Raw genomic sequence first — 6,004 nt, 5'->3', positions numbered from 1 at the left:
TTCTCCGTCACCGCCCAGAAAAACGTCGCGGTGCAGGCCGCAATCACCGAGATCGGTGAGGACCAGTGGACCGCGATCGAGTACCGGCACCCGGTCTTCGACTCCGAGACCGGGGAGAAGATCACCCACGTCGAGATCGCCGAGACCACCCTGACCGCGTTCACCAACGCCACCGACAATCCCGGCCGGGCGGTCACCGCGCGGCTGCTGGTCCGTCGCACACCCCAGCACCAACGCACCGAGCAAGGCGAACTGTTCCGGGTCTGGAACTACCACGCGGTGTTCACCGACACCCGCTTCGACCTCGAAACCACCGACATCCACCACTGCGGCCACGCCATCATCGAACAAGTCCTGGCCGACCTCAACGACTCCGCCCTGGCTCACCTGCCCTCCGGCCGCTTCCCCGCCAACGCCGCCTGGCTCACCCTCGCCTGCCTCACCCACAACCTGCTGCGCGCCGCAGGATGCCTGGCCAGCGTCTTCCACGCCGCAGCCCGCACCGGCACCATCCGCCGGCACCTCATCCACATCGCCGCCCGCATCACCCGCACCGCCCGCCGCACCACCCTGCGACTACCCACCAACTGGCCATGGCAAGCCGCCTACCACCAACTACACACCACCACCCACCGAACAGCCTGACCCCCGCCCCACCAACCAGACCACAGTGGACACACCGGATGCGAGACCGGACAATCCCGCACACCCAAACAACCCCGCATCACCACACAACCAACCACAAGATCAACAAAACATCGACCGACGGATCCAGGCTCAACGCCGTGAAGGAGGCCTTCACGGCATTTGTCACGACCGGTGCGACGGCAGCACGCAGACGGTGTCCAGGCCGAGAACGTGGTTCAGCCGCCCGAACGCCAGCCACGAACCGAGGCTCATGCTCAGCTCGACGATCTCGCGCTGGCTGTAGTGCGCGGACATCCGCGTCCAGAACTCCTCGTCGAGGCCGTGATGGTCGAGGGCGTACCGCTCGGCGTACTCCGCCGCGAGCCGCGTCCGGTCGTCGAAGCGGTCCGTCGTGCGCCAGTCCAGCACCGCGTCCGCGAACTCCTCCTCGACCTTTTCGCCGTCGCGTTCGGTGCGCCAGTCGAGACAGAAGACGCAGCCGTTGAGCTGCGCGATCCGCAAACGAGCGGCCTCGAACTCCCGCAGCCCCAGCGTCGTGTGCGAGTAGACCGCCAGGGAGAAGTTCGACGCGGCGACGCCGATGCCGGGCACCATCTCGCCCCACACGTACCCGATCGGATCCTTGCCCTCGGGGATGTCGATGTGCATCAACGCTTCCTTCCGAGCTTGCCTGCTGCCGGGCGCAGCGGGACGTCGAGTGCGTCGTACAGACCGGGTTCCGCCGCGGCCAGCCAGTCGATCGCGCCGACGAGCCTGCCGACGGCGGTGGCATTGCCGCCCGCGGAACGGTTTTCGCCCTCGTCACTCGCCTCGACCGTGACCTCGATGCGTGGCCTGCCCTCGATGATCACGCGGTGCGCGCCGTCGCCACTCGGCGGCGTCGGCCAGTCCGGGGCACACGACGGGTGGATGCGCGTCACGTGCTCGACGACGATCCGCGGCTCGCCGCCGACGACGCCCTGGACCTCGAAGCGCACCGCGCCCTGCGTGCCCGCCTCGAACTCGCCCATGGTCCGTGTGGTCACGGTTTCCGCGAGCGGCCGCCGGTCGAGCGTCTCGCGGATTTCGTCCAGCTCGACGTCCAGCGCCCGCGCCATCAGCCGGATCTGGCCGCCCCACACCATCGTCGGCACGCCGCTCATGAGCATCGGCGGCTGGTAGTCCATCGGCTGGCCCATCCCGACCAGGTAGCGGACGGAGTCGGGTTGCTCGTAGGTCGAGTAGTCGAAGATCTCCTGGCAGCGGATGACGTCGACAGCGGTGCCCAGCCCGCTGATCAGCAGCGGCAGCACGTCGTTGCCCCAACCGGGATCGACGCCGGAGACGAACAGGGAACCACCGCCGTCCGCGATCGCCGCCAGCACCGGCTCCCGCAGCTCCGGCGGCGCGTTCCGCTGGTCGTAGAGCGGATAGAGCGACGGCGTCACGACGACCGCGCCCGCCCGGATCGCCCGCACGATGTCGGCGAGCGCGTCGCCGGGCCGGACGTCGCCCGAGGCGGCGTAGACCACCGCGCGAGGACTTGCCGCCAGTACGGCCTCGACGTCGTCGGTCGCCGCGACGCCCAGCGTGTCCGTCCCGGCCAGCTCGCCCGCGTCCTTGCCGACCTTCGCGGGATCGTGGACAAGCACCGCGGTCAGCTTCAACGCCGGATGAGCGTCGACGGCGCGGATCGCGGCCCTGCCGACATTGCCCGTACCCCACACCACTGTGGCGATCATTCCGCCGAGTCTCCCCCGGCGGGCGCGGATCCGGGAAGCCCTCCGTTCCGGTGAGCGGACCGTACGGCCGAACGTCGCAATGGCGGTCAAGTTCGGCGCTGGTGCACGCGAACGCGGCAGGGAGCGGCCACATCACCGTCTCGGGACTGCCCTGTTTGTCCTTTGTGGATTGATGGGCCGTGAAGGCCTCCTTACCGGCACTCAACGCCGGTAAGGAGGCCTTCACGGCATTGTGGACGCTGCCGGTGCCGTCCGGCGGCGTCGCGAACGGCACATTGGGGACGTTCAACGCCGTCAATGTCCCATTCGCGACGCTATTCAAGCTGGTAACCGGGCCGCGAGGTCCGCGAGTTGCCCGGTGTCGCGCAGCGGGTGGCCGTGACCGACGCAGACGATCCGGGGATCGAGACCGGCGAGACGGCGGATCGACTCACGGTTGCGTGCCGGATCCACGCAGAACGCGACAGGCGCCTCGGCGAGGGCCCCGCCCATGACAAGCGGACGCCGGTTGACCACGTCACCGGCGATCAGCACCCGGTCGGCCTCCCGCCAGAAAGAAACCGAACCGGGCGTGTGTCCCGGCGTCTCCAGCACTGTGAACCCGCCGACGACGTCCCCCTCGCGCAGGCGCCGGGCGACCGGATGCGCCGGGCCCGCCCAGTGGGCCAGCTGCCAGCGGGCGATCGCGACGTCGGGAGTCACCGGCGTGAGGTCACCACTTTCGAGGGCGTCCGCGTCGGCCGCGCCGCACCACAGCGGGAGCCGCAGCCGCTCGCACACCGCGTGGCTGGAGCCCTGGTGGTCGGGATGCGCGTGCGTCACCGCGTGCGCCCGCACCTCCCGGCCGGCGAGCTGCCGCAGGATTCGTCGCTCGGCGTGCCGCGATCCGGCGTCGACCAGGATATCGCCCAGCAAATAGACGTTGTAGGCGAAGCGTGGCCTGCCTTCGAGCAGGAACACGTCCTCGGCGATCTCGAACATCCCATCCCCCTCAACATACGGCACCGTATCAATACGCCATCGTATTGATACGCCCCCGTATGGTCACCCGTCAATACCGCCCCGTATCCTGGCGGCGTGCAGGAGCAACGGATGCCGCGGCTGTCCGGACAGGACTGGGCGCGGGCCGCCCTGGAGGCGATCGCCCACGGCGGGCTGGCTGCCGTCGCGGTCGAGCCGCTGGCCCGCAAACTGGGCGTCACCAAGGGCAGCTTCTACGCGCACTACAACAACCGCGACGAACTCGTCGTGGCCGCGCTGGCCGAGTGGGAACGCACCCACGGCCAGGACGGCCTGGCCGAATTCGCCGCGACGACGGAGCCCGCGGAACGACTGCGCCAGCTGGTTTCGGCGGCCGCGCGCGCCGGCACCGGCTTGGCGCCTTCGGTACTTCTGAGCCTGCTCGCGGAACGAAGCGACGAGCGGGTCCACGCCGTACTGGGCCGGGTCAACCAGGCCCGGCTGGACCTGCTCGTCCGCACCTACCGCGAACTCGGGCTCTCACCCGCGCAAGCCCGCCACCGGGCGAGGATCGCGTACGCGACCGTTCTCGGCCTGCTGCAGCTGAGTCAGCAGGACCCCGGCACTTCGCCGCGCGGCCCGCAGTTGACCTCGTTCATCCACGAGGCCACCGCGATGCTCGTCCCCCATCGGGACTAACCGCACATCGCCACCCGGTGGAAAGCCGCTAGCGCGTCGTCGATCGGATGCGGCAGCGGCTTGCCCGAGGGCCCGAACCTGTTCCAGCGCTGCAGGTTCACCGCCACGGCCAGCTGCCGCTCGCCGTCGGCTCGGGTCATCGCCAGCGCTCCCCCACCCCAGACCGTGCCGCCGTGCCCCCAGAAGACGCTCCCGTCCGCCGCCTCCAGCGGGTGCAGGCCGAGGCCGTACTCGATCGTCTTGCCTTCCTGGGAGATGACCGGCACGGTGCGTTGCATCTGCGCCAGCGACTCCTTGCCGACGATCTCGCCCGCCAGCAGCAGGCCGAAGAAGCGGTTGAGGTCCGTGACGGTCGAGATCAGCGCGGCGGCGGGTCCCACGAAGGACATGTCGTAGACGCTGAAATCGCGCGGTGGGTCGATCATGCCGAACCAGGACTCGTAGAGCCGCGAGTGCGGCCCGTCGACATGCGCCCCGTCGGGGAACGAGGTGTCGCGGAGACCGGCGCGCTCGATGACGTTCCGGGTGATGTACTTTTCGGCCGCGATACCGGTCACCTGTTCCAGAAGTGCGCCGAGCAGCAGGTAGTTGGTGTTGGAGTAGACCCCCGGCGTGCCGCCCGGGGCGCCGGTGGCCGGAGCGGCCACCCCCAGTTCGATCAGTTCCTCCGCGTTGAAGCGCGTGAAGCGGTGGTCGTCCAGGCTCTGCGGCCAGGTGTTCGCCATGTCGGGAAACGCTTTCAGCGTCGGGTAGGCATAAGGAAGGTATTCGGCGAGCCCGCTGGTGTGGTTGATCAACATCCGGACCGTGATCGTGGCACCACGGTCGCCGGGAACCAGCCGCGACAGGTAGTGGCCGATCGGCGTGTCGAGCCCGAGCTGACCCTGCTCGACCTGCTGGAGCACCGCGGCGGAGGTGAAGGTCTTGGTGACGCTGCCGACGCGGTGTCGCAGGTCGGCGGTGACGGGGCGGCCCGTGACGACATCGGCGACCCCGGCGGCGCCGCGCCAGATCTCGTCGCCGGCGCGGACCTCGGCGAACAGGCCCGGTATCCCGGCACGGTGGACGTTTTCCAGTGCGGCGGTCAACGCGGCGGAGTCCAGCGGATTCCTCATGACAGCTGTCCTTTCGTATCCCCAGGGCGGACTTCGGCGACGGTGAAGCGCGGGAGCGCGTTCGCTCGTGAGCGCCCCCAGCCGACGCATGTCCTCATTATGCACGCACCGCGTGCAACAGCAAGTGCATAAGCTATGCTGGCCCGGACGAGAGGAGCGAGATGACGGGCCGAAGGCGTTGGGCGACCGAGGAAATCCTGGACACGGCGGCGGAGTTGCTGCGCACGAGCGACGCCGAGTCGTTCAGCGTGCGGAAGCTCGCCGCGGCGCTCGGGACCGACTCCTCCAGCCTCTACCGGCACTTCCGCACCAAGACCGAACTCCTGCGCGCGGTCGCCGACCGCATCCTCGCGGCGGCGATGGACGATTACCGCCCCGAAGGCGACTGGAAACAGCGCCTCACCGCCTTGGCGCTCCGCTTACGCGAGGCTTTCGGGCAGCAGCCCCAGCTTGCGTCGATCTGGGGGCGCTACGCGTCGAGCGGCGCCGGTTCCCGGATGGTCATGGAAGAAGTGCTGCAGGCCCTGCGCTCGTCGGGCTTGCCCGACAAGGAGATCCCGGCGCGCTATCACCGGCTCGTGGTCCTCATCGCCGCGCTGATCGCCGCCGAGGCCGGGGTCGGCACGCTCAGTCCCGACGAGCGCGAGCAGGGCATGGAGCTGTTCCGCGTCGCGGTGCTGGGAGCCGACCCCGAGCATTTCCCCGCACTTGCCCATTTCGCCCGCGACGTCCGTCCCCTCGGGGCCGATCGCCACGCCGCGTTCGAAGAAATCCTCGCCGCCCATCTCGCCGACATCGAGGCCGGACTTCCCTGACACACCCGGCTCCGGCGGCAACCCGGACGGCTCGCTCACGCGTATA

The 6,004-nt window shown here is 69.3% G+C and carries 7 protein-coding genes; 3 read left to right on the top strand and 4 right to left on the bottom strand.

From position 1 onward, the window contains the following. A partial coding sequence (locus ACFWX1_RS23660; RefSeq protein WP_378390679.1) for a transposase occupies positions 1-645 on the top strand: 645 nt, incomplete at its 5' end. A 165-nt stretch (positions 646-810) separates the two neighbouring features. On the opposite strand, the gene ACFWX1_RS23655 is transcribed toward ACFWX1_RS23660, so the two are convergent. The 3 genes from ACFWX1_RS23655 to ACFWX1_RS23645 all read right to left on the bottom strand — a co-directional run bounded on the left by ACFWX1_RS23655 (position 811) and on the right by ACFWX1_RS23645 (position 3,350). After that, positions 811-1,296 (bottom strand): carboxymuconolactone decarboxylase family protein, encoded by a 486-nt coding sequence (locus ACFWX1_RS23655; RefSeq protein ID WP_378390677.1) that lies wholly within the window; start codon positions 1,294-1,296, stop codon positions 811-813. Continuing rightward, positions 1,296-2,369: a dihydrodipicolinate reductase gene (locus ACFWX1_RS23650; RefSeq protein ID WP_378390675.1), complete on the bottom strand. Its 1,074-nt coding sequence runs from the start codon at positions 2,367-2,369 to the stop codon at positions 1,296-1,298. Before ACFWX1_RS23650 ends, ACFWX1_RS23655 begins: the two co-directional genes overlap by 1 nt. Positions 2,370-2,687: 318 nt before the next feature. Continuing rightward, positions 2,688-3,350, bottom strand: coding sequence for an MBL fold metallo-hydrolase (locus ACFWX1_RS23645; RefSeq protein ID WP_378390673.1), 663 nt, complete (start codon positions 3,348-3,350; stop codon positions 2,688-2,690). Positions 3,351-3,446: 96 nt separating this feature from the next. Between ACFWX1_RS23645 and ACFWX1_RS23640 the strand changes: the two genes are divergently transcribed. Further along, a complete protein-coding gene (locus tag ACFWX1_RS23640) occupies positions 3,447-4,028 on the top strand; it encodes a TetR/AcrR family transcriptional regulator (RefSeq protein ID WP_378390671.1) in 582 nt (193 codons plus the stop codon). Here ACFWX1_RS23640 and ACFWX1_RS23635 read toward each other — a convergent pair. Beyond that, on the bottom strand, positions 4,025-5,143 hold the full coding sequence (locus tag ACFWX1_RS23635) for a serine hydrolase domain-containing protein (protein WP_378390669.1): 1,119 nt from the start codon (positions 5,141-5,143) through the stop codon (positions 4,025-4,027). The two genes, ACFWX1_RS23640 and ACFWX1_RS23635, sit on opposite strands and share 4 nt — an antisense overlap. Before the next feature lie 161 nt (positions 5,144-5,304). On the opposite strand from ACFWX1_RS23635, the gene ACFWX1_RS23630 reads away from it, so the two are divergent. Continuing rightward, positions 5,305-5,958: a TetR/AcrR family transcriptional regulator gene (locus ACFWX1_RS23630; protein ID WP_378390667.1), complete on the top strand. Its 654-nt coding sequence runs from the start codon at positions 5,305-5,307 to the stop codon at positions 5,956-5,958. Positions 5,959-6,004 lie beyond the last annotated feature (46 nt).

It is taken from the genome of Amycolatopsis sp. NPDC059021, from assembly GCF_042739895.1.
Classification (GTDB): domain Bacteria; phylum Actinomycetota; class Actinomycetes; order Mycobacteriales; family Pseudonocardiaceae; genus Amycolatopsis.
The sequence above is the reverse complement of the archived record's forward strand: the minus strand, read 5'-3'. Positions and strand labels throughout refer to the sequence as shown.

Bases quoted from the DNA above. Each gene is read 5' to 3' on its own strand.
- ACFWX1_RS23655 (WP_378390677.1), bottom strand. From the start codon at position 1,296: ATGCACATCGACATCCCCGAGGGCAAGGATCCGATCGGGTACGTGTGG.
- ACFWX1_RS23650 (WP_378390675.1), bottom strand. From the start codon at position 2,369: ATGATCGCCACAGTGGTGTGGGGTACGGGCAATGTCGGCAGGGCCGCG.
- ACFWX1_RS23635 (WP_378390669.1), bottom strand. From the start codon at position 5,143: ATGAGGAATCCGCTGGACTCCGCCGCGTTGACCGCCGCACTGGAAAAC.
- ACFWX1_RS23630 (WP_378390667.1), top strand. From the start codon at position 5,305: ATGACGGGCCGAAGGCGTTGGGCGACCGAGGAAATCCTGGACACGGCG.
- ACFWX1_RS23645 (WP_378390673.1), bottom strand. From the start codon at position 3,350: ATGTTCGAGATCGCCGAGGACGTGTTCCTGCTCGAAGGCAGGCCACGC.